Source organism: Aeromicrobium sp. Leaf289 (assembly GCF_001423335.1).
In the GTDB taxonomy this organism is placed as follows: domain Bacteria; phylum Actinomycetota; class Actinomycetes; order Propionibacteriales; family Nocardioidaceae; genus Aeromicrobium.
Window position 1 is genome coordinate 1,357,959 of sequence record NZ_LMNK01000002.1, and the last position, 21,317, is coordinate 1,379,275.

The following is a 21,317-nucleotide window of genomic DNA, read 5'->3' on the forward strand; positions in this document are numbered from 1 at the left end:
CGCGCGCCACCTACCTCTGACTTCCGCATTCGGCGTGTCATCTACCGCTGACCGCCCAGCCGCGGCCCGGGAGCTCGACCGACCCCTGGCCCACCGTCAGGTCGAGGCCCTTTCGGAGACCAGACCGACTCGGAGCGGAAGCAGCGCAGCCGCAGGTCGAGGAGGGACCGGCAGCGCAGCCGCGGGTCGACGAAGGACCGGCAGCGCAGCCGCAGGTTGACGAAGGACCGGCAGCGCGGCCGCAGGTCGAGGATGGTCCGAGCAGCGCGGAGAGCTCAGGCCCCGAGGTGGGTGCGCAGGAAGTCCACCTGCAGCACCTTGAGGTTCTCGGCCACGACCTCCTGGGGCGTCATGTGGGTGACGCCCGACAGGGGGAGCACGGTGTGCGCCTTGCCGGCCGCGAGCAGGGCCGACGACAGGCGCAGGGTGTGCGCGGCCACCACGTTGTCGTCGGCCAGGCCGTGGATGAGCATGAGCGGACGCTCCAGACGCGGGGCGAGCGGCAGCAGCGAGTTGCGGTCGTACACGTCGGGCCGCTCGTCGGGGTGCCCCAGGTAGCGCTCGGTGTAGCAGGTGTCGTACAGGCGCCACTCGGTCACGGGAGCGCCGGCCACCGCGGCGTGGAAGACGTCGGGTCGCGCCAGCACGGCCAGGGCGGACAGGTAGCCGCCGTAGGACCAGCCCGTGATGCCGACGCGCGAGGTGTCGACGTCGTCGGGGAAGCGCTCGGCCACGCCGGCGAGTGCGTCGACCTGGTCGGCCAGGGTGACCTCGGCGAACGCGTCGAGGATCTCCCGCTCCCACACCGCCCCGCGACCAGGCGTCCCGCGACCGTCGGCCACGATCACGCAGAAGCCCTGGTCGGCCAGCCACTGCGCCTCCAGGAACATGCGGGCCGACGCGAGCACGCGCTGGGCGTGCGGACCGCCGTAGGGGTCCATGAGCACCGGCAGGCGGCGTGAGCCCCGCACGTGGTCACGCGGGAAGAGGACGGCGGCGCGGAGCTCGCGCTCACCGACCGACACGACGGTCACGTCGGGCTCGAACGGCGCCGGCTCTGCGACGACCGACAGCTGCGTGGTCTCGGCCGTGCCCTCGCGGTGCACCGTCAAGGTGGTGCCGACCGCGTCGAGCGCGGAGCGGCTCACCACCGTGGTCCCGCCGCCGACGGCCGCACCGTGCACGGCCTGGCCCGACGTGAGCGGCTCGACGTCGGACGTCCCGCCCAGGCCGACGCGCAGCACCTGCACCTCGGTGGGCTCCGCCGACGCGGTCACGACCACCGCGTCGGGGTGGGTGCTGACGATGCCGCGCACCTGCCACTCCGACGACCCGACGGGCGTGCCGTCGACGACGAGCCGACGCGAGCCGTCCACGTCCTCCACGGTGACCAGACGGCCGCCCGGCGCACGGCGCGGCGCGCTCGTGACCTCCACCCAGGCCGCGTCGGAGAGCTCGCGCAGCGTCTCGGTGGAGCCGTCCGCGACGTCGACCGACAGCACCCGGGCGCTGCGCTGGTCGCGGCTCATCACCTGCAGCACGGGGGCGCCGTGCTCGGTCCACGTGACGCTCGACAGGTACTCGAACCGCTCGCGGTCCCACTGCACCTCGGTGCGGGTGCCGTCGAGCGCGACGTGCCAGAGCGTCACCTCGCTGTTGGGGGTGCCGGCGGCCGGGTAGCGCTGGGCGACCGGCTCGCGGTCGGGGTTCTCGGGGTCGGCCACGTGCCAGACCTGCACCGGGGCGTCGTCGTAGCGCTCCACGAGCAGCGAGGAGCCGTCGAGGGCCCACCAGAACCCGCGGTACCGACTCATCTCCTCCGCGGCGATGAACTCGGCCTGGCCCCAGACCTGGGTCGCCGTCTCCGGAGCCGCCAGCACCTGCTCGTCGCCCGTCCTCTCCTCGCCCTGCAGGTCGACGACCCTGAGGGCGCCGTCGGCAGCGGTGTAGGCCACCCGTCGACCGGTGGGGTCGACCCGCGGGTCGATCACGCCGTCGACGGTGGGCAGCTCGTGCACGGCACCGGCGGCCAGGTCGACCGCCCACGCCTTGCCCGAGAGGGCGAAGGAGGCCCACCGCCCCGCCGTGTCGACGGCGTAGTCGACCACACCGGCGCCGGTCTCCCGCGAGCGCTCCCGTCGCGCGCGCTCGGCTGCCGACAGCTGCTCGCCGTCGGCGAGGAGGGCGTCGGGGTCCACCAGCACCCGCTCCTGCCCGGTGGCCACGTCGTGGGCCCACAGGGCACCGGTGCGGCTGACGCCGTCGGCGGTGCGCACGAACCACACGGTGCCGCCGTCCGGCGAGACCGTCACGTTGCGCGGGATGCCGAGCGTGAAGCGTGCGGTGCGGGCGGCGAGGCGAGGGTAGGAGACCGTCATGGCACCCATCTCACCATCCGTGCCCTCGCGCCCCTCCTGCGCTCCCGTGCCCGCGCTCGTGCCGCGTCGATACGCTGGCGCCATGGCCCTGCCCGCACGTCGTCTCCTGCTCGTCCACGCCCACCCCGACGACGAGACCATCAACAACGGCGCCACCATGGCGAAGTACGTGAGCGAGGGGGCCCACGTCACCCTCGTCACCTGCACCCTCGGCGAGATGGGCGAGATCCTCGTTCCCGAGCTCGAGCACCTGGCGGCCGACCAGGACGACGAGCTCGGCGCGCACCGGCTCACCGAGCTCACCGACGCGATGGGGATCCTGGGCGTCACCGACTTCCGCCGCCTCGGTGGCGACGGCCGCTTCCGCGACTCCGGCATGAAGTGGGACGAGAACGGCAACGCCACCGCCGCCGACGAGATCCACGCGAACGCGTTCTGGCACGCCGACCTGCTGGAGGCCACGAACGAGCTCGTCGCCGTCATCCGCGAGATCCGGCCGCAGGTCCTCGTGACCTACGACGAGTTCGGCAACTACGGCCACCCCGACCACGTGCAGGCCAACCGGGTGGCGCACTACGCCGTCGCCCTCGCGGCGGCACGGTCCTACCGCCACGACCTCGGCGAGGCCTGGGACGTGGCGAAGGTCTACTGGACGGCGATGTCGGAGTCGGCCATGCGTCAGGGCATCAAGGAGATCCGCGAGGCCGGGGACCTGCAGTTCATGGAGGGCATGGACCCCGACAACCTGCCGCCGTTCGCGATCCGCGACGAGGACCTCGACGCCGTGGTCGACGGCAGCACCTGGGTCGACGCCAAGCTCGACGCCATGCGGGCCCACGCCACGCAGATCGCCGTCGACGGGCCGTTCTTCGCGCTGTCCAACGACGTCGCCCAGCGCGCGTGGGGCACCGAGCACTACCGCCTCGTCAAGGGTGTCGCGGCGCCGGCGCCGGGCACCACGTTCGAGGACGACCTCTTCGCCGGCACCGGGGTGTGAGCGCGGCGGCGGCCCTCGCCCGCCTGGTCGTGGTGCTGCTCGGCGTCTGGGTGGGGGTCCTGGGGTCCCTCGTGCACCGCACGACGTTCGAGGTGATGGGGGCCGACCGGCCCGGCGGCCTGGTGCTCAGCCTGGTCACCGTGGCCCTCGTGGCCGTGGCCTGCGGCTTCGCGGTGCGGGTGGGGGCCGCCTGGTTCGGGCTCGGCTGGACCCTGGTGCTGCTGCTCCAGCAGCTGCAGCCGTCGGGCTCCTACCTCGTGGCCGCCGACGCGATCGGCTGGACCTGGATGATCGGGGGCCTGGGGGTGTGCGCCGCCGCGGTCCTGCTCGCTCCTAGGCTGGAACGATGACCGCGTCCGTCGACCAGCGTGCCTTCCGCGACGCCCTCGGCAGGTTCGCGAGCGGTGTCACGGTGGTCACCACCGTCCTCGACGGCGTCGACCACGCCATGACGGCCAGCGCCTTCTGCTCGGTGTCGCTGGAGCCCCCGATGGTGCTGGTGTGTTCGCACAGGGCGAGCCGGTTCCACGACGCGGTGCTCACGACAGGTACGTGGGGCGTCTCGATCCTCACCGAGGAGGGGCGCGACGCCTCGGCATGGTTCGCCGACCGCGGCCGACCACTGGAGGACCAGCTCGCCGGCGTGCCGTTCCACCGCGGCGCCAACGGCGCGCCGCTGCTCGACGACGCCCTGGCCTGGCTGGAGTGCACCACGCACGCCGTGCACGACGGTGGCGACCACTCCGTCATCATGGGTGCAGTGACGGGCGCGGCCGTGCGCGACGGGGTGGACGACCCGTTGCTGTACTACCGGTCGCACTACGGGACGATCGTGCGGTCGCCCCTCAGCGAGAAGACCATCCAGGAGAAGGCATGAGCGACGAGCGACCTGAGCGGCCGGACGTCGAGGGACCCGACTCCGAGCACCCGCGCCCCGGCGAGGGGGAGACGGGAGCCGAGGGAGCCGACGACCGGCACCTCGACGACACCTTCACCGACGCCGAGCCCCTCGCCGAGCACGACGACGCCGAGCTCGACCTCGGTGACACGACACCCGCGGACGACACCGACGTCGAGGCGCAGGAGGACCCCGCCCTCGACGCAGCAGCGGACGAGGACCCCGCGGACGAGGACATCGCCCTCTCCGAGGACGCCGTCGAGCCGGACGTCGACGTCGACGAGACCGCGACCCCGGCCGAGGCCGTCGCTGAGGACGAGCCGTTCGAGGACGTGGACGACCCCGAGGAGGACGACCTCGACGAGGACGACGTCGACGACGACTCGGTCCCGCCGCCGCACGCGATCGACGCCGACCCCGTCGAGGACGAGCACGACGACCTGCACGAGGACCCGGACGACGACCGTCGCGACGAGACGCGCACGCGGTCGGCCGTCGCCGCGGCCCTCGCCGGCTCGGCGCTGAGCACCCCGCCGCCGGACGACGAGCTCCGGCACGAGCCCGAGGACGACGCGCTCCCGCTCCACGACGGCCCGCACGAGGAGTCCTCGACGGACCGCCACGACGGGGCCGCCGGCATCCCGCCCACCGGGGGAGAGGAGCCGTCGGACGAGCGCCCGCGCCGTCGGGGCCGCTGGGCCCTGCTCGCCGCCGTCGTCGTCCTGGGCGGCCTGTACGTGGGCGGCTACGTCCTGACGGGCACCCGCATGCCCGCCGACGCGAGCATCGGCGGCGTCGACGTGGGCGGGCTGTCACCGGCCGCCGCCCGCGCCGCCGTCGACGAGGAGCTCACCCCGCGTGAGGGCGACCCCGTCACCCTCACCCACGCCGACGAGTCCTTCGAGATCGACCCGGCGGAGGCCGGGCTGGCTCTCGACGTCGACGCGTCGGTCGACCAGGCGGGCGGCGTCCGCAGCTGGGACCCGCGCGACATGGTCGCCCTGTTCTTCGGCAGCCACGAGCACGCGCCCGCCCTCGACGTCGACGACGCAGCCCTGAAGGCGGCTGTCGACGGTGTCGCCGAGGCCGTCGACGTGCCGGTCACCGAGGCCCTCATCACCTTCCCCGAGGCGAAGCCGAAGCCCCGTGCGCCCAAGCCCGGCCTGGTGGTCCGCAAGGACGACACCGCCCAGCTCGTGCAGGACCAGTACCTCGTGCAGACCGACCCGGCGAAGGTGCCCACCGCCGCCGTCGAGCCCGCGGTCGACGAGGACGGGCTGCGTCAGGCGATGACCGAGGTCGCCGAGCCCGCCGTCGCCGCGCCCGTGACCATCGAGGTCGGCGACAAGGACGTGGACCTCCCGGTCACCGCGTACGCGCCCGCGCTCACCGTCGAGCCCGTGGACGGGGCGATGGCCCCGGTCATCGACCCCGAGAAGCTGGCCGAGCCGCTCACCGACGCCACGACCGGCATCGGCAGGAAGGCCGTCGATGCCACGGTCGAGATCCGCGACGACAAGCCCGTCGTGGTGCCCGGCAAGGAGGGCGTCGGCCTGCAGCCGCAGGAGATGGCTGAGAAGCTCGTGCCGGTGCTCACCGAGACCGGCGACGAGCGCACCGTCCAGGTCGAGGCCAAGGTCGTCGAGCCGGTGTTCACCACCGAGGACGCCAAGGCGCTGAAGATCGTCGAGAAGATCGGCGAGTTCACCACCGAGTACCCGCACGCCGAGTACCGCAACGTCAACCAGGGCCGCGCGGCCGAGATCCTCGACGGCACCATCCTGAAGCCGGGCGACACGTTCTCCTTCAACGACACCGTCGGCGAGCGCACCGCGGCCAACGGGTTCACGACCGGCTCGGTCATCAACAACGGCCGCTTCCAGGACGAGCTGGGCGGAGGTGTGTCGCAGGTGGTCACCACCACCTACAACGCGGCGTTCTTCGCCGGCCTCGAGGACGTGGAGCACCACCCGCACGCCTTCTACATCGACCGCTACCCGGTGGGCCGCGAGGCGACCGTCTACTTCGGCTCGCTCGACCTGCGCTTCCGCAACAACCTCCAGAGCGGTGTGCTCATCCGCGCGTTCGTGCAGAAGAGCAGCCCGGGCGGCGTCGGCCGCACCACGGTCCAGATGTGGGGCACCAAGGAGTTCGAGGTGAAGGCCGGCAAGTCCGAGCGCCGCAACTTCCGCGCCCCCGCCACGCGCTACGACGACTCCGACGACTGCGTGCCCCAGGCTCCGCTGCAGGGGTTCGACATCGACATCTACCGCACCCTCAGCAAGGGCGGGAAGGTCGTCAAGCGCGAGACGGACACGGCCAACTACCAGGCAGCGGCCCGGATCGTCTGCGGCGAGGAGCCGAAGGACGACTGAGGGTCGGCCATCCCCGGTCCCGAACCACCTGCGGCCGTCAGATCGGGACCCGCAGGGACGCGGTGTAGCCGTCGGCGACGGAGCCGCTGACCTTCGCGAGCTGCAGGGAGTAGCCGTCGCTGAACACGTTGTCGGAGTCGAGCGAGACCTGGGCGAGGTTCGAGACGCTGCTCCCGTAGCCGTCGGTGGCGTACACGTCGGCGCAGACGTCCTCCGGGAAGGCCAGCTGGGACGTCCTCAGCCGGTTGCTCGCCGACGTCGCGTCGTCGAGGCTCGGGTACACCTCGAAGTGCACGTGCGGCCACCGCCCGGCGTAGCAGGCCGGGAAGATCGACGTGAACGTCACCGTGCCGTCGGCGTCGGCCTCCTGCACGCCACGCAGGTAGTTCTCGTCCGCCACGTCGTCGGAGTACATCGAGTAGCTCCCGTCGCGGTCGCAGTGCCACACGTACACCGCCGCCCCGGCTGCAGCGGTGCCGGCGTCGTCGGCGCTGCTCACGTCGACGACGGTGAGCGTCAGGGTCAGGGCGATGCCCTCGGCGACCCCGCTCGCACCACCGAAGCTCGAGCGGATGTCGCTGCGCACGATGCCCGACTCGGTGAGGACGTTCACGCCGTTGGTGCCGTCCGCGGGGTAGGGGCCGTTCGTCTCCTCGGGGATCTCGCCGTCCCCGACCTCGGCCGAGGTGCCGGGTCCGCCGCCCTCGGGAGGACCACTCGACGTGGCGGTCGCGGTTCCCGTGGAGTCGGTGGAGCAGGCGGCCAGGGCGACCGCCGCACCGGCGCCGCCGAAGAGGCCCAGCAGGCGGCGGCGGTGCCACAGGGTCGGGAGGTCGTGGGAGAGTCCGAGGTCGTGGTCCTCGACCTCGTCGTGGTGGGTGCTCATGCGGTCACGCTAGGCGCCGGCGCTGTGGCCCCCGCTGGATCGGCTGTGAGCCTCCTGTGAGGGCTCGAGGTAGCGGTACTCGTGGTGGGTGACGAAGCCGTGGGGGGCGTACAGCGCCAGAGCGCCCGTGTTGTCCGGCATGGTCTGCAGGTACACGCGGGTCGCGCCGCGCTCGTGCGCCCAGGCCAGGCACGTGCGCACGACGGCGTCCGCGAGGCCGCGACGCCGGTGGTCGGGGAGGGTCTCCACGGCGGCGACACCGGCCCACTCCCCGGTCACCACCACGCGTCCGACGGCCGCAGCAGGCACCCCGCCGTCCTCCAGCTCGGCGAACCCGACCGTGCGCGGTCCTTCGAGGACGGCTCGGGCGGCAGCGGCGTCGTCCACCCGTCCGTAGCGCGAGAGCCAGCGGTCGGACGCGGCCCCCACCACGTCCACGCGGGGGTCGGCCTCTGGCGCGTCGACGAGGTCGGCGACCTGCACCACCGCACCGCCGCGGTAGCCCGCCCTCGGCAACCAGCCGGCATCCAGGAACCGGCGCTCCCAGTCCGAGCCGACCACCACCTGGGCCTGGGGCGGCAGTCCGCGCGCGGCGTAGAACGCCAGGACCTGCGCCACGGCCTCCGCCGGGGGCAGCCCCGGCTCGCCCACGACGGCCACCGAGTTCGCGCGCCCGGTGAACGAGCCCGCGGCCCTCAGCTCCCAGTCCCCGAGCCGCTCCACGTCCGGCGCCGGCCACCCTCGCGACGTGACGCGGACGAGCTCGTCGACGCCCACGTCGAGGGCGCGACGGCTGCGCGCCGGACGCGGCGGGACGACCTTCAGCGCCACGACGCGGTCGGCGGCGACCACGACCTCGGACCCGTCACGACGCTCGACCGTCACGCCGTTCGGACCGGCCTCGACGACGCGCCCGACCACGTCGGTGGCACTGCCGTCGTCGAGCCGGTGGCGCACCGTCGCGCGCTGCCCGACCAGGATCTCCACGTCGCTCACGGCAGTACCGTCTCATGAGGCAGACCTGGGTGCGGACGCCCTTGGCCGAGGCGCGATACTGGTCCTCGGCCTGCCCGTGAGCCCTCGGGTCGTGCAGCCGTGCTCGTGTCGAAGGAGTCTCCCGTGACGTACGTGATCGCCCAGCCGTGTGTGGACCTCAAGGACCGCGCGTGCGTGGACGAGTGTCCCGTCGACTGCATCTACGAGGGCAAGCGGATGCTCTACATCCACCCCGACGAGTGCGTCGACTGCGGTGCCTGCGAGCCGGTGTGCCCGGTCGAGGCGATCTTCTACGAGGACGACACCCCGTCCGAGTGGAAGGAGTACTACGACGCCAACGTGAACTTCTTCGACGACCTCGGGTCTCCCGGTGGTGCGGCGCGCACGGGTGTCATCGACAAGGACCACCCGTTCATCGCTGCGCTCCCGCCGCAGAACCAGGAGTGATCCGCGGCCGATGAGCAGGCAGTGATGGACCGGCCCCGGCTGTCCGCGCGGTTCCCGGACTTCCCGTGGGACACGCTCGCCGACGCGAAGCAGCGCGCGAACGCCCACCCCGACGGCATCGTCGACCTGTCGATCGGCACCCCCGTGGACCCCACGCCCGCGGTCGCCCGTGAGGCGCTCGCCGCGGCGTCGGACGCTCCCGGCTACCCGACGGTGCTCGGACCCGACGCGGTCCGCCAGGCCGCGGTCGACTGGCTCCGCCGTCGGCTCGGTGTCACGGGGCTCGCCGCCGACCAGGTGCTGCTCACCGTCGGCTCCAAGGAGCTCATCGCCAACCTGCCGACCCAGCTCGCGCTGGGCCCGGCCGACACCGTCGTGCTGCCGTCGCTGGCGTACCCCACCTACGAGGTGGGTGCCCGCTTCGCCGGCGCCCGCGTGGTCCTCGGTGACCCGGTCGCCGACGGGCTCACCGACGTGCCGTCCCTGGTGTACGTGAACTCCCCGGCCAACCCGCACGGCGAGGTGCTCGGCGCCGAGCACCTGCGGGCCGTGGTGCGCTGGTGTCGCGAACGAGGCGCGCTGCTCGTGTCCGACGAGTGCTACGCCGACTTCGGCTGGGACGCGGAGCCGGTCTCGGTGCTGCACCCCGACGTGTGCGAGGGCAGCCACGAAGGACTGCTGGCGGTCCACTCGACGTCCAAGCGGTCCAACCTGGCGGGCTATCGCGCCGGGTTCGTGGCAGGCGACCGCGCAGTGGTGGCCGAGCTGCTGGCGGTGCGCAAGCACCTCGGCTTCATGGTGCCGACCCCGGTGCAGCACGCCTTCGCCGCAGCGATCGCCGACGACGAGCACGTGGAGCTGCAGCGTCGGCGCTACGCCGAGCGGCGAGACGCCCTGCGCCGCGCCCTGGAGTCGGCCGGCTTCACGATCACCCACTCCGAGGGGGCGCTCTACCTCTGGGCCACCCGCGGGGAGGGCTGCCGCGACACCGTGGCCTGGCTCGCCGAGCGCGGCATCCTGGTGGCACCCGGTGACTTCTACGGCGAGCGCGGTGCGCACCACGTGCGGGTCGCGTTCACCGCCACCGACGAGCGCATCGCCGCCGCCGTGGCCCGTCTGACCGCCTGAACCCTGCGCCTCGGGGCGCTGCGTCGAGAAGGCGCGTCAAGAAGGCGTCAAGACGCGTCAGAAGCCCGTCAGGACGGGCGTCGAGCGGCCGTGACGGGTGTGGGCTGGGGGCATGTCCCTCGTCACCGCCCTCCAGCTGCTCGGCGTCGTCGCGCTGCTGGTCTACCTCGTCGTGGCCCTCGTGCGGCCCGACCGGTTCTGAGCCGCCCATGTCCGACACCGTCTCCGGCCTCCTGACGATCGCGACGCTGCTCGCGCTCCTCGCCGTGGTCTACGTCCCGCTGGGCGACCACATGGCCCGTGTCTTCACCTCCAGCCGTCACCTGCGCGTCGAGCGAGCCGTCTACCGCGTCGGCGGCATCGACCCCGACGCCGAGCAGAGCGCACGCGGCTACGCGCTGAGCGTGCTCGCGTTCTCCGCCGTGAGCCTCGCGCTGCTCCTCGCCATCCTGGTCGGCCAGTCGGCCCTCCCGTGGAGCCGCGGTCTGCCCGGCATGCCGTGGGACATGGCCGTCAACACGGCGGTCTCGTTCGTGACGAACACCAACTGGCAGTCCTACGCGGGGGAGTCCACCCTCGGGTTCAGCGCGCAGGCGCTCGGGCTGACGGTGCAGAACTTCGTGTCCGCCGCGGTCGGCCTCGCGGTGGCCGTGGCGCTCGTGAGGGGTCTCGTGCGGACCGAGACGACCACGCTCGGCAGCTTCTGGGTCGACCTCGTCCGTGGGGTCGTGCGGATCCTGCTGCCGCTCTCCGCGGTGGCCGCGGTCCTCCTGCTGCTGGCGGGTGTCGTGCAGAACCTCGGCGACGTCACGGTCCGCACCCTCGCCGGCGGCACCCAGGTGGTCCCCGGCGGCCTCGTGGCGAGCCAGGAGGCGATCAAGGAGCTCGGCACCAACGGTGGCGGCTTCTTCAACGCCAACTCGGCCCACCCGTTCGAGAACCCGACCGCGCTCACGAACCTGCTCGAGATCTTCCTGCTGCTGGTCGTGCCCGTCTGCCTCACCCGCACCTTCGGGACGCTGACCGGTCGCCGGCGCCAGGGCCTCGTCCTCCTCGGGGTCATGAGCGTCCTGTGGGCCGGTTCCCTGGCCGTGACGACGTGGGCCGAGGTCGGTGGGCAGGGCCAGGCCGCCACGGCCGCCGGGGCGGCGATGGAGGGCAAGGAGACCCGGTTCGGGGAGTGGGCCTCGGCCCTGTTCGCCGTCTCGACCACGGGCACGTCGACAGGTGCCGTCAACGCGGCCCACGACTCGTTCTCGCCCCTCGGTGGCGGCGCGGTGCTGACGAACATGATGCTGGGCGAGGTGTCGCCCGGCGGCGTGGGCGCCGGGCTCTACGGCATCCTCGTGGCCGCGATCCTGGCGGTCTTCGTCGCCGGACTGATGGTGGGCCGGACCCCCGAGCTGCTCGGCAAGAAGATCGGCACGAAGGAGATGACCTTCGTGGCGCTCTACACGCTCGCCTCGCCCGCCCTGGTGCTCGTGGGCGTCGGCACGGCCATCGCCCTGCCGTCCAGCGTGGCGGCGATGGGCAACCCAGGCGGTCACGGCTTCTCCGAGGTGGTCTACGCGTTCACCTCGGCGGCCAACAACAACGGCAGCGCGTTCGGCGGCCTCACGGTGACGTCGACGTTCTTCCAGCTGACGCTCGCGGCGGCCATGCTTCTCGGCCGGTTCGTGCCGATCGTGCTCGTGGTGCTGCTCGCGGGATCGCTGGCACGCCAGCGACGCGTGCCGACCACGGCGGGCACGCTGCCCACCGACACCCCGCTGTTCGGGGGGCTGGTCGTGGGCGTCGTGCTCCTCGTCTCCGCGCTCACGTTCTTCCCGACCCTCGCCCTCGGCCCGGTGGCCGAGGCCCTGACAGGAGCCTCCCGATGACCCGCACCTCGGCCACCACCCCGCTGTCGCGGCAGCTTCTCGCGCAGCTGCCGGCCGCGCTGCGCAAGCTCGACCCGCGCCACCTGTGGCGCAGCCCGGTCATGTTCGTCGTCTGGATCGGCTCGCTCGTCACGACGGTCGCGGCGGTGGTCGACCCGAGCGTGTTCACCCTCGCCATCGCCGTCTGGCTGTGGCTGACGGTCGTCTTCGGCAACCTCGCCGAGGCCGTCGCGGAGGGCCGCGGCAAGGCGCAGGCCGACTCGCTGCGTGCTGCCCGCACCGACGTGACCGCCCGGCGGATCGACGCCGACGGCGTCGAGCAGGTGGTGCCCGGGACCGAGCTGCGGGTCGGCGACCGGGTCCGCGTGGCCGCCGGCGAGGTGATCCCGGGCGACGGAGACGTCGTCGAGGGCGTCGCCACCGTCGACGAGTCCGCCATCACCGGGGAGTCCGCCCCCGTCGTCCGCGAGGCAGGCGGCGACCGCTCGGCCGTCACCGGCGGCACGCGCGTGCTCTCCGACGAGATCGTCGTGCGCGTCACGGCTGCGCCGGGGGAGACCTTCCTCGACCGCATGATCTCGCTCGTGGAGGGAGCCGAGCGGCGCAGGACCCCCAACGAGATCGCCTTGTCGATCCTGCTCGTCAGCCTGACCATCATCTTCCTGCTCGCCGTCGTGACCATCGCGCCGATGGCCGACTACGCCGGAGCGCCCCAGCCGACCGTCGTCCTCGTCGCGCTGCTGGTCTGCCTCATCCCGACCACCATCGGGGCGCTGCTGTCCGCGATCGGGATCGCCGGCATGGACCGGCTGGTGCGGGTGAACGTGCTCGCGATGTCCGGCCGCGCGGTGGAGGCCGCAGGAGACGTCAGCACCCTGCTGCTCGACAAGACCGGCACCATCACCTACGGCAACCGCCGAGCGTCGAGGTTCGTGCCGGCCGAGGGCGTGACCCTCGCCGAGCTGACCGAGGCGGCGCGGGTGGCCTCGCTGGCCGACCTGACGCCCGAGGGCCGGTCCATCGTCGACCTGGCGGTCGCCGAGACCGGCGGCAGCGGCACGGGTGCATCCCTGCCGAGCGGCGCCGAGGCCGTCGAGTTCACGGCGCAGACGCGCATGTCCGGTGTGGACCTGCCCGACGGCCGCTCGTTGCGCAAGGGAGCGGGCAGCGCGGTGACCGCGTGGGTCGAGACGCCGCTGTCGCCGACCGTGACCGAGGCGATCGACGAGATCTCCCGCTCCGGCGGCACGCCTCTCGTCGTGGCCGAGCGGCAGGGCGACGCCGGGCCGGCCCGGGCCCTCGGCGTCGTGCACCTCAAGGACGTGGTCAAGGAGGGCATGGTCGAGCGGTTCGCGGAGCTGCGACGCATGGGGATCCGGACGGTCATGGTGACGGGCGACAACGCCCTCACCGCCCGGGCGATCGCCGAGGAGGCAGGCGTCGACGACGTGCTGGCCGAGGCGACGCCCGAGGACAAGATGCGCCTCATCCGCGAGGAGCAGGCCGGCGGGCGTCTGGTGGCCATGACCGGTGACGGCACCAACGACGCGCCGGCCCTGGCCGCGGCCGACGTCGGCGTGGCGATGGCGTCGGGGACGTCGGCGGCCAAGGAGGCCGGCAACATGGTCGACCTCGACTCCGATCCCACGAAGCTCATCGACGTCGTGCGCATCGGCAAGCAGCTGCTCATCACCCGCGGTGCGCTCACGACGTTCTCGATCGCCAACGACCTCGCGAAGTACTTCGCGATCGTGCCGGCCATGTTCGTGGCGGCCTACCCGTCGCTCGACACGCTCAACGTGATGCGGCTGGCCACGCCGGAGTCGGCGATCCTCTCGGCCGTCGTGTTCAACGCATTGGTGATCGTCGCCCTCATCCCCATCGCCTTGAAGGGGGTGCGCAGCCGCGCGGCCGACGCCGCGAGCGTGCTGCGCCGCAACCTGCTGGTGTTCGGCCTCGGCGGCGTCGTCGTCCCCTTCGTCGGCATCAAGCTCATCGACCTGCTCGTCTCTCAGATCCCAGGAATCGGGTGATCGTCGTGCTTCGCGACCTCCTTCGTCAGTCCTTCGCCGCCGCACGGGTGCTCCTCGTGCTCACGGTCCTTCTCGGCGTGCTCTACCCGGCCGCGGTGTGGGCGGTCGGTCGCGCCGTCCCCGACCGCGCCGACGGCAGCCTGCTGCGCGTCGACGGCCAGGTCGTCGGCTCCCGGCTGCTGGGTCAGACCTTCGAGGGACCCACGTGGTTCCACCCACGACCGTCGGCCGGCTCCTACGACGGCCTCGCGTCGGCCCCGTCCAACCTCGGCCCCTCGAACCCCGACCTCGTCGCCGCCATCGAGGAGCGTCGTGCCGCCGTGGCGGCCGAGGAGGGCGTCGAGCCCGCTGCCGTGCCGCCCGACGCGGTCACGGCCTCCGGCTCGGGCCTGGACCCGCACGTCAGTCCCGCGTACGCGGACCTGCAGGTGGCGCGGGTGGCGCGCGAGCGGGGCCTGCCCGTCGACCAGGTGCGCCGGCTGGTCGAGGAGGCGACGTCGGGGAGGGTCCTCGGCTACCTCGGGGAGCCCACCGTGAACGTCCTCGAGCTGAACGCGAGCCTGCCGGGTGCAGACTGAGTCCGTGCGCAGCAGCGGGTCGAGCGAGCCGGGACGCGGCTGCCTGCGCGTCTACCTCGGCGCTGCGCCCGGAGTCGGGAAGACCTACGCGATGCTCGACGAGGGTGCGCGGCGTGCGGCGCGAGGCACCGACGTGGTCGTCGGCGTCGTCGAGACGCACGGCCGACTGCGCACGGCGGAGCAGCTGGGCGACCTCGAGGTCGTGCCGCGACGCAGCGTCGAGCACGGTCGGACCACCCTCACCGAGCTCGACGTCGACGCCGTGCTCGCCCGCGCGCCGCAGGTGTGCCTGGTCGACGAGCTCGCCCACACCAATGCGCCCGGCTCCCGGAGCGCCAAGCGCTGGCAGGACGTGGAGGAGCTGCTCGAGGCCGGCATCGACGTCGTCACCACGGTGAACGTGCAGCACCTGGAGTCGCTCAACGACGTCACCGAGGCGATCACCGGTGTCCGGCAGCGCGAGACCGTGCCCGACTCCTTCGTCCGCGCGGCCGAGGCCATCGAGCTGGTCGACATGAGCCCCTCGGCCCTGCGACGCCGACTCGCGCACGGCAACGTGTACCCCGCCGACCGCGTGGACGCGGCCCTGTCGCAGTTCTTCCGCGAGGGGAACCTGGCAGCGCTGCGCGAGCTGGCGCTGCTGTGGCTCGCGGAGCGGGTCGACGAGGGGCTCGAGCGCTACCGGGAGCGGCACGAGATCGACGCGACCTGGGCCACGCGCGAGCGGATCGTCGTCGGCGTCACGGGCGGGCCGGAGTCGGAGTCGCTCCTGCGCCGCGCCGCGCGCATCGCGTCGAGAGGGACCGCAGCCGAGGGCGGTGCGCCGTGGTCGGCGCTGTACGTCTCGCGAGGCGACGGGCTGCGCCAGACCGGACCGGCCCGGCTGGAGGAGCTGCGACGGACGGTGCAGGACCTCGGTGGGTCCTTCCACACCGCGGTTGGCGACGACGCCGCGACCGCGATCCTCGACTTCGCCCGCGGTCGCAACGCCACCCAGGTGCTGATCGGCGCGAGTCGTCGCGGTCGCCTCTCCACCCTGCTGCGGCCGGGCATCGGGGAGACGATCGTGACCGAGTCCGGCGACATCGACGTGCACATCGTCACGCACGACGAGGCGCGCCGCCGCGAGGCGCGGGTGCGCGAGCAGTCGGCCCTGGGGCACCGGCGCACGCTCGCCGGGTTCGTCGTCGGTGTGCTCGGGCCGTTCGCCCTGGCGGCGCTGCTCCTCGCCACGCCCGAGCTGCACGGCCTGCCCACGGAGGCCATGCTCTTCATGGTGCTCGTCGTCGGCACGGCGCTGCTCGGCGGGCTGCGTCCGGCCGTGGCCGCGTCGCTCGTCAGCGGCGGGGTGCTGAACTACTTCTTCACGCCTCCCGTCCGGACGCTGCGGATCGCCACGGGCGAGAACGCGGTCGCCGTGGTGCTCTTCGTCCTCGTCGGCATCTCGGTGGCCCTCGTCGTCGACCGGGCGGCGCGGCTCGCGCTGCTGGCGAGGCGAGCCCGTGAGGAGGCCGCCACGTTGAGCGTCCTGGCCCACCAGCTCGTCCATGCGGGCCAGGACCTGGACCGGCTGCTGCGCACGACGGTCGAGCTGGTCGACGTCGACGGCGTGGTCCTGCGCTCGGTCGACGGCACGGTCCTGGGGCGCCACGGCGAGCTCGTCGGCACGGAGACGGTGGTCCCGGTGGGGACCGACCACGAGCTGGTCCTCGTCGGGGACGGCGCGCCGGGCGGTGACGACGCCCTGCTGGCCGCCGTCGTCGCCCACGTCACCGTGCTGCTGGAGCGTCGCGCGGCCTCGGCCGTGAAGGCCGAGCAACGGGTGCTGGCCGAGGGGGAGCGGACCAGGACGGCGCTGCTGGCGGCGGTCTCGCACGACCTGCGCACGCCGCTGGCCGCCGTCAAGGCGGCGGTGAGCAGCCTGCGCGACCCCGGCGTCCCCTGGTCCGACCAGGACCGGGCGGACCTCCTGGAGACGATCGAGGACGGCGCGGACCGCCTCGACGCCCTCGTCGTCGACCTGCTCGACATGAGTCGGCTCCAGACCGGTGCCGTGGTGGCCCGCACCGACCCGGTCGACGTCGGCGCGGTCGTGCAGCGGGTCGTGACCGGTGCCGGGGTCGAGGTGGACGTCCCCGACGACCTCCCGGAGGCGCGGGCCGACGCCGCCCTGCTGGAGCGTGTGCTGGCCAACATCGTCGAGAACGCGCTCAAGCACGCGGACGGGGCGACGGTGCGGGTCGACGCCACCGCGGTCGGCGGTCGGGTGGTGGTGCGCGTCGTGGACCGTGGTCCCGGCGTGCCCGAGCAACGTCGCGACGAGATGTTCGCGCCGTTCCAGCGTCTCGGCGACGTGCCGCGCGGCTCCGGCGTCGGGCTCGGCCTCGCCGTCGCGCGGGGCCTCACCGAGGCCATGGCCGGCACCCTCACGGCCGAGGACACCCCCGGTGGTGGCCTCACGCTCGTCGTCGAGCTTCCGAGGGCGGCCTCGTGAGTCGCGTGACCCGTCCATACTGGGCGCATGCCGACCGACGTGGACCTCGACCGCACCGAGAAGGCGATGCTGGCGATCGGTGGCTCGGTCGGGCTGTCGGCGCTGCTCGCGCCCACGGTGCTGCAGCGGGTCTTCGGCATCCCGTCCGACCAGCTGACGGGGGCGGGCTCGGTCGGGTGGCGCCTGTTCGGGGCGCGCAACGTGTACCTCTGCGCGAGGGCGCTCACCGGTCACCCCGACGGGCTCGCCGCGTTCGGGCCGTTGCAGGCCCTCGACCAGGCGGTCTTCTGGCACGCCTGGTCCACCCGGGCGGTGCCACGCCCGACCGCCCTGGCCGCTGCGCTGGCCTCCGCCTCCCTGGTGGCGCTCGACGTGCACCGGCGTCGGGGTGCGCGCTGAGCCGGCCCGTCGCCACGGTGGAGACGGAGGTGCACCGGTGACCGTCGTGCTCGCGGTCGACGACGACGCCGCGATCCTGCGCACCCTCGGCATCGCGATGCGGGCCCGCGGCTACGAGGTCGAGACCGTCGCGGACGGCAGGTCCGCGCTGCAGTCCCTCGCCGAACGGGTGCCCGACGTCGTGCTGCTCGACCTCGGCCTGCCCGACCTGGACGGGACGGAGGTGCTGCGCCGCATCCGCCAGACGTCGCAGGTGCCGGTCGTCGTGCTCTCGGCCCGCCACGAGTCCGACGACAAGGTCGAGGCGCTCGACCTCGGTGCCGACGACTACGTCACGAAGCCGTTCGGGATGGAGGAGCTCCTGGCGCGCGTCCGTGCCGCGGTGCGCCGGGCCCAGCCGACACCGGCCCCGGTGGTGAGGGTCGGTGACCTGGAGCTCGACGTCGAGGACCGCAGGGCTGCGCGTGCGGGTGAGACCGTCCACCTGACCCCGACCGAGTGGAAGATCGTCGAGGTGCTGGCTCGCGCGGAGGGGCGGCTCGTGCGCCAGAGCACGCTGCTGACCGAGGTGTGGGGCCCGTCGTACGAACGGGAGACCCACTACCTGCGGGTGTACCTCGCGCAGCTTCGCCGCAAGCTGGAGGACGACCCGGCCCATCCCCGGATGCTGATCACGGACCCAGGGCTCGGCTACCGCCTGCTCTCGGACCTGTCCTGACGCGATCTTGACGCCCCGCCCGCTGGAGCCTTGACGCCGCTCGGGAGCAGGCTCGAGGCATGACCTCGACCGCGCACCAGCACTCGCACCACACGCCGCCGAGCGAGCCGCGCCCGCCCCGGTCGTTCCACGAGAGCCTCGAGCTGTTTGGTGGCGCGTGGCTGGCCGCAGCGGTCACCACCGCCGTCGGCGGGGTGGCGCTGCTCGCACGCCTCGCGGCCTGAGGCCTCAGGCGGCCAGCACCCGCGCGACGTCCAGCGCCTCGAGGTCGAGCGCGTCGGCCACGGGGCGGTTGTAGAGCCGGCCGGCGTGCGCGTTCAGCCCGAGGGCCAGGGCGGGGTCGGCGGCCAGCGCCGCCTGCCAGCCGTGGTCGGCGAGCGCCAGGGCGTAGGGCATCGTGACGTTGGTCAGCGCGTACGTGGAGGTCCGCGGCACGGAGCCCGGCATGTTCGCCACGCAGTAGAAGACCGAGTCGTGGACCCGGAACGTCGGCGCGTCGTGGGTGGTGGGGCGCGAGTCCTCGAAGCAGCCGCCCTGGTCGATCGCGATGTCGACCAGCACGGAGCCGGGCCGCATGGCCGCGACCAGGTCGTTGCTCACCAACGTGGGAGCCTTCGCTCCCGGCAGCAGCACGGCGCCGATGACGAGGTCGGACGAGGTGACCGTCCGCTCGATCTCGGCGGCGTTGGAGTGCACCGTGCGCACCCGGCCGGCGAACCGTGCGTCCAGCTCGCGCAGCCGCGGCACGCTGAGGTCCAGGATCGTCACGTCGGCCCCCAGGCCGACGGCCATGGTGGCGGCGTGCTCGCCGGAGACGCCACCACCGATGACGGTGACGGCCGCAGGCAGGGTGCCGGGGACGCCGCCCATGAGCACGCCGCGCCCGCCGTCCTGGCGCATCAGGTGGTACGCGCCGACCTGGGTGGCGAGGCGGCCGGCCACCTCCGACATGGGCGCGAGGAGCGGGAGGGAGCGGTCGGCGCGCTGCACGGTCTCGTAGGCGATCGCGGTGGTGCCGCTGTCGAGCACCGCGCGGGTGCACGCCGGGTCGGCGGCGAGGTGCAGGTAGGTGAACAGCACCTGGCCCTCCCGCATGCGGTGCCACTCCGGCTCGATGGGCTCCTTGACCTTCATGACCATGTCGGTGGTGCCCCACACCTCGTCGGGGTCGTCCAGCACGGAGGCGCCGGCGGCCCGGTACTCCTCGTCGGGCATCGAGGACCCCAGGCCGGCACCGGCCTGCACCACGACGTCGTGGCCGTGGGCAACCAGCTCGCGGACGCCCTCGGGCGTCATCGCGACGCGGTACTCGTGGTTCTTGATCTCCGTAGGAACGCCGATACGCATGGACCTATCGTGAACTTTCGACTCGAAAGACCGCAAGAAACCTGAAGATCATTCTGTAGGGTATGACTTGTTCCGTGTGCTGACCGACTCCCAGCCCCGCGAGGTGGCGCCGTGCCGAAGGATGTTCGACCACTCGACGACGTCGACCGGCGGCTGGTCGCCCTGCTCCAGCAGGACGGCCGCCTCCCCAACAACGAGCTGGCCCGACGGGTGGGCGTCGCGCCGTCCACGTGCCTGGGCCGGGTGCGGTCGCTCGTGGAGCGCGGGGTGGTGCGCGGTGTCCACGCCGACGTCGACCCGGCGGTGCTCGGGCTCGAGATCCAGGCCATGATCGCGGTGTCCCTGACGCGCGACTCGCGCACGTCGCTGCCGGACTTCGCGCCCGTCATGGCGTCGCGGGCCTACGTGCTGAACACCTTCTACGTGTCCGGCTCCTACGACTACCTGCTCCACGTGGGGTGCGCGGACACCGAGGACCTGCGCGACATCGTCAACGAGGTGAGCGGCCTGCCGCAGGTCGCGGGCACCGAGACCCACCTGATCTTCGAGCACCGGGCGGGTCGGGCCGCCACCTCGGCGGCGCCCTGAGGCGTCAGTCGAGGTCGTCGGAACGGACGAGCCGTCGGCGCACCGAGAGCAGCTCGAGCTCAGGTCGGGAGGCGAGCATCCGCTCGGCCCGGTCGAGTACGGACTCGGCGTGCGACCGGTCGCCCGAGGTGAGTGCGACCCCGACGAGTGCGCGCCGGTAGAGGTCGAGGTGGCCGACCTCGGCCACGGAGACCTCGAGCGCACGTCGCAGCTCGTGGACCACGGGCCGCACCACGCCACGCTTGGCCTTGAGCGAGTGCACGTCGCCGAGCAGCAGCTCGGCCTCCAGCCAGCCCACCCACATGTGCGTCATCGCCCGGTCAGGCGCGCGAGGCCCGCAGCTCGTCGACGAGGGTCGGGCGTGACGGTGTCCAGCCGAGGCTTCGCGCCTTGGCGCCGTCGGCCTGCTGGTCGAGCAGGAGGGCGTCGCCGAAGGCCTCGCCGAGCCGCTCGTGGACCGTCTCGGTGGTGGTGCCCGCCACCGCGTCCGCGAGGGCCAGTCCGAGGTCGCGCACGCTGGGGGAGTGGCCGCTGACGCCGAGCAGGTGTCCGTGGCCCTCGCCGGAGGTGAGGACGAGTGCGTAGAGCTCGGCGAGGTCGTCGACGTGCACCGTGGCCCAGTGCTGCTCGCCGCTGCCGACGAGCTCGAGAGCGCCCTCGCCGGTGCGCTGGGCGTGGACGAGGAGCTGGGGGATGCCCTGGTCCGGTGCGTGGACGACGCCCGGCTCGACCACCGTGGCGCGCACGTCGGCATCCAGCAGCCGCTGCTCGCGCTCGCGTCGCCAGGCCGTCAGGGCGGGTGGGGCCGGAGGGGTCTGCTCGGTGATCGCGTCGCCGTCGCCGTAGGTCCAGACCCCGCCGGTGTGGACGAAGGGTCGGGACGTCCCGCCGAACGCCGAGACCACGGCGTCGACGACCGCGTCGTCCAGGGCCGGCGACGTCGCGTCCCCCGGCGAGGCGGTGTGCACCGCACCGTCGTGCTCGCGCAGGGTCGCGGAGAGCCATGCGACGTCGGTGAGGTCGCCCTCGAGTGCGGTGGCACCCGCGGCCGCCACGGTCTCGGCCGACCCGGCGCTGCGCACGACGGCCGTGACGTCGTGGCCGTCGTCGACGAGGCGGCGCAGCACGGCGCCGCCGATGAACCCGGTTCCCCCGGTCAGCAGGATCTTCATGGA

The 21,317-nt window shown here is 73.2% G+C and carries 21 protein-coding genes; 15 read left to right on the plus strand and 6 right to left on the minus strand.

What is annotated here, in order from left to right:
* Positions 1-275: 275 nt before the first annotated feature.
* A complete protein-coding gene (locus ASF37_RS10625; RefSeq protein WP_056580591.1) occupies positions 276-2,378 on the minus strand; it encodes a prolyl oligopeptidase family serine peptidase in 2,103 nt (700 codons plus the stop codon).
* Positions 2,379-2,460: 82 nt separating this feature from the next.
* Between ASF37_RS10625 and mshB the strand changes: the two genes are divergently transcribed.
* The 4 genes from mshB to ASF37_RS10645 are packed head-to-tail and all read left to right on the plus strand — an operon-like array spanning position 2,461 to position 6,648.
* Positions 2,461-3,375 (plus strand): N-acetyl-1-D-myo-inositol-2-amino-2-deoxy-alpha-D-glucopyranoside deacetylase, encoded by a 915-nt coding sequence (gene mshB / locus ASF37_RS10630; RefSeq protein WP_056580310.1) that lies wholly within the window; start codon positions 2,461-2,463, stop codon positions 3,373-3,375.
* On the plus strand, positions 3,372-3,725 hold the full coding sequence (locus tag ASF37_RS10635) for a hypothetical protein (RefSeq protein ID WP_055964814.1): 354 nt from the start codon (positions 3,372-3,374) through the stop codon (positions 3,723-3,725). Before mshB ends, ASF37_RS10635 begins: the two co-directional genes overlap by 4 nt.
* The gene (locus ASF37_RS10640) at positions 3,722-4,252 is read left to right on the plus strand and encodes a flavin reductase family protein (RefSeq protein WP_055964818.1); all 531 of its coding nucleotides are present in this window, start codon (positions 3,722-3,724) and stop codon (positions 4,250-4,252) included. Before ASF37_RS10635 ends, ASF37_RS10640 begins: the two co-directional genes overlap by 4 nt.
* Complete coding sequence (locus tag ASF37_RS10645) at positions 4,249-6,648, plus strand: VanW family protein (RefSeq protein WP_056580312.1); 2,400 nt, start codon at positions 4,249-4,251, stop codon at positions 6,646-6,648. The genes ASF37_RS10640 and ASF37_RS10645 overlap by 4 nt, the downstream gene beginning before the upstream one ends.
* A gap of 37 nt (positions 6,649-6,685) precedes the next feature.
* Here the strand turns inward: ASF37_RS10645 and ASF37_RS10650 are convergent, their stop codons facing one another.
* Both ASF37_RS10650 and ASF37_RS10655 read right to left on the minus strand, forming a co-directional pair.
* Complete coding sequence (locus ASF37_RS10650; protein WP_056575699.1) at positions 6,686-7,534, minus strand: intradiol ring-cleavage dioxygenase; 849 nt, start codon at positions 7,532-7,534, stop codon at positions 6,686-6,688.
* Between the two features lie 9 nt (positions 7,535-7,543).
* The gene (locus ASF37_RS10655) at positions 7,544-8,530 is read right to left on the minus strand and encodes a GNAT family N-acetyltransferase (RefSeq protein ID WP_056580314.1); all 987 of its coding nucleotides are present in this window, start codon (positions 8,528-8,530) and stop codon (positions 7,544-7,546) included.
* 123 nt (positions 8,531-8,653) lie between these two features.
* On the opposite strand from ASF37_RS10655, the gene fdxA reads away from it, so the two are divergent.
* The 10 genes from fdxA to ASF37_RS17160 all read left to right on the plus strand — a co-directional run bounded on the left by fdxA (position 8,654) and on the right by ASF37_RS17160 (position 18,431).
* Positions 8,654-8,977, plus strand: coding sequence for a ferredoxin (gene fdxA / locus ASF37_RS10660; RefSeq protein WP_055964831.1), 324 nt, complete (start codon positions 8,654-8,656; stop codon positions 8,975-8,977).
* 24 nt (positions 8,978-9,001) lie between these two features.
* Positions 9,002-10,105: a succinyldiaminopimelate transaminase gene (gene dapC, locus ASF37_RS10665; RefSeq protein ID WP_055964833.1), complete on the plus strand. Its 1,104-nt coding sequence runs from the start codon at positions 9,002-9,004 to the stop codon at positions 10,103-10,105.
* A 112-nt stretch (positions 10,106-10,217) separates the two neighbouring features.
* Positions 10,218-10,307, plus strand: coding sequence for a K(+)-transporting ATPase subunit F (gene kdpF / locus ASF37_RS16885; RefSeq protein ID WP_082480680.1), 90 nt, complete (start codon positions 10,218-10,220; stop codon positions 10,305-10,307).
* A 7-nt stretch (positions 10,308-10,314) separates the two neighbouring features.
* Entirely contained in the window at positions 10,315-11,985 is a 1,671-nt protein-coding gene (kdpA, locus tag ASF37_RS10670; RefSeq protein ID WP_055964835.1) for a potassium-transporting ATPase subunit KdpA, read from the plus strand.
* Positions 11,982-14,018 carry a potassium-transporting ATPase subunit KdpB gene (gene kdpB / locus ASF37_RS10675; protein WP_056580316.1) on the plus strand — a complete coding sequence of 679 codons (2,037 nt, stop codon included), beginning with the start codon at positions 11,982-11,984 and terminating at the stop codon, positions 14,016-14,018. The genes kdpA and kdpB overlap by 4 nt, the downstream gene beginning before the upstream one ends.
* Positions 14,018-14,596 (plus strand): potassium-transporting ATPase subunit KdpC, encoded by a 579-nt coding sequence (gene kdpC, locus ASF37_RS10680; RefSeq protein WP_055966314.1) that lies wholly within the window; start codon positions 14,018-14,020, stop codon positions 14,594-14,596. Before kdpB ends, kdpC begins: the two co-directional genes overlap by 1 nt.
* A 4-nt stretch (positions 14,597-14,600) precedes the next feature.
* Positions 14,601-17,090 carry an ATP-binding protein gene (locus ASF37_RS10685; RefSeq protein ID WP_235499119.1) on the plus strand — a complete coding sequence of 830 codons (2,490 nt, stop codon included), beginning with the start codon at positions 14,601-14,603 and terminating at the stop codon, positions 17,088-17,090.
* A gap of 27 nt (positions 17,091-17,117) precedes the next feature.
* Positions 17,118-17,489: a hypothetical protein gene (locus ASF37_RS10690; protein WP_056553152.1), complete on the plus strand. Its 372-nt coding sequence runs from the start codon at positions 17,118-17,120 to the stop codon at positions 17,487-17,489.
* A 37-nt stretch (positions 17,490-17,526) separates the two neighbouring features.
* Positions 17,527-18,207, plus strand: coding sequence for a response regulator (locus ASF37_RS10695; RefSeq protein WP_056553148.1), 681 nt, complete (start codon positions 17,527-17,529; stop codon positions 18,205-18,207).
* 59 nt (positions 18,208-18,266) lie between these two features.
* On the plus strand, positions 18,267-18,431 hold the full coding sequence (locus ASF37_RS17160; protein ID WP_156366896.1) for a hypothetical protein: 165 nt from the start codon (positions 18,267-18,269) through the stop codon (positions 18,429-18,431).
* 4 nt (positions 18,432-18,435) lie between these two features.
* Here ASF37_RS17160 and ald read toward each other — a convergent pair whose 3' ends face one another.
* Complete coding sequence (ald, locus tag ASF37_RS10700) at positions 18,436-19,554, minus strand: alanine dehydrogenase (protein ID WP_056553145.1); 1,119 nt, start codon at positions 19,552-19,554, stop codon at positions 18,436-18,438.
* A gap of 111 nt (positions 19,555-19,665) precedes the next feature.
* On the opposite strand from ald, the gene ASF37_RS10705 reads away from it, so the two are divergent.
* On the plus strand, positions 19,666-20,142 hold the full coding sequence (locus ASF37_RS10705; protein WP_056580318.1) for an Lrp/AsnC family transcriptional regulator: 477 nt from the start codon (positions 19,666-19,668) through the stop codon (positions 20,140-20,142).
* A 4-nt stretch (positions 20,143-20,146) separates the two neighbouring features.
* Here the strand turns inward: ASF37_RS10705 and ASF37_RS10710 are convergent, their stop codons facing one another.
* On the minus strand, positions 20,147-20,455 hold the full coding sequence (locus tag ASF37_RS10710) for a DUF503 domain-containing protein (RefSeq protein ID WP_235492901.1): 309 nt from the start codon (positions 20,453-20,455) through the stop codon (positions 20,147-20,149).
* Between the two features lie 7 nt (positions 20,456-20,462).
* Positions 20,463-21,314: an NAD-dependent epimerase/dehydratase family protein gene (locus tag ASF37_RS10715; protein ID WP_056580319.1), complete on the minus strand. Its 852-nt coding sequence runs from the start codon at positions 21,312-21,314 to the stop codon at positions 20,463-20,465.
* Positions 21,315-21,317: the final 3 nt, after the last annotated feature.